The sequence below is a fragment of the Arsenicibacter rosenii genome (genome assembly GCF_001870735.1).
GTDB classification, from domain to species: Bacteria; Bacteroidota; Bacteroidia; order Cytophagales; family Spirosomataceae; genus Arsenicibacter; species Arsenicibacter rosenii.
Map to the genome: position 1 here is coordinate 1 of NZ_MORL01000220.1, position 686 is coordinate 686.

The following is a 686-nucleotide window of genomic DNA, read 5'->3' on the forward strand; positions in this document are numbered from 1 at the left end:
ATACCGGACGTTCACATTTACGGATAAGCTTACGCAGGAGCAATTAACGTTTTTTGATAAAAACGGCTATATCCATTTTAAAGGCTTTGTTAATAAAGAAGCCATTCAGTCTTTTGTAAACGAATTACAGCGGATTGAAAAGAACTGGATTGACAATGATCTGGAAAAAATAAATGGAGTCCCCATAAAATACGGGAGAGATGAACATAATAACCGCATTGTGCAACGGTTTGCTTTTGCCAATCAGCACAGCCCCGTGCTCAGGGAGTTTATAAATGATGACCGGTTGCAGTCGCTGACTGGTTTTTTAGGCCCTTATGAAGGCCGCATCAGTGAAGATGAAAAAGATGGTTTGGTGGTCAACCATTATGTGCGGTCGAAATTCAGCAGTTTTTCGCAGATGGGGTGGCATACCGATAGTCCGAGAGATCTGTTTCTGGGTCAACGCATAATGCCGATGCTGAACGTAGGGCTTCATCTGGATGACTGTCCGTCTTCTAATGGAGGGTTGCGGGTGTTACCCGGCACGCATAAGCAGCATATTCTGCAAACGCTCTTCTATAAACGGCAGTTTATGGATCATAAACCAGACCCTAAGGAGGTTGCGCTGGAAATTGNAACGGCAGCCTCTGGCACCGTGTTCAGCAATCACCGTTTGAAGGAGCGCAAAGCCGCCGGCGGGTAAT

At 45.7% G+C, this 686-nt stretch carries 1 protein-coding gene; it reads left to right on the top strand.

The window, feature by feature from the left end; translation table 11 throughout:
- Positions 1-103 precede the first annotated feature (103 nt).
- A complete protein-coding gene (locus BLX24_RS30940) occupies positions 104-685 on the top strand; it encodes a phytanoyl-CoA dioxygenase family protein (RefSeq protein WP_445422168.1) in 582 nt (193 codons plus the stop codon).
- Position 686: the final 1 nt, after the last annotated feature.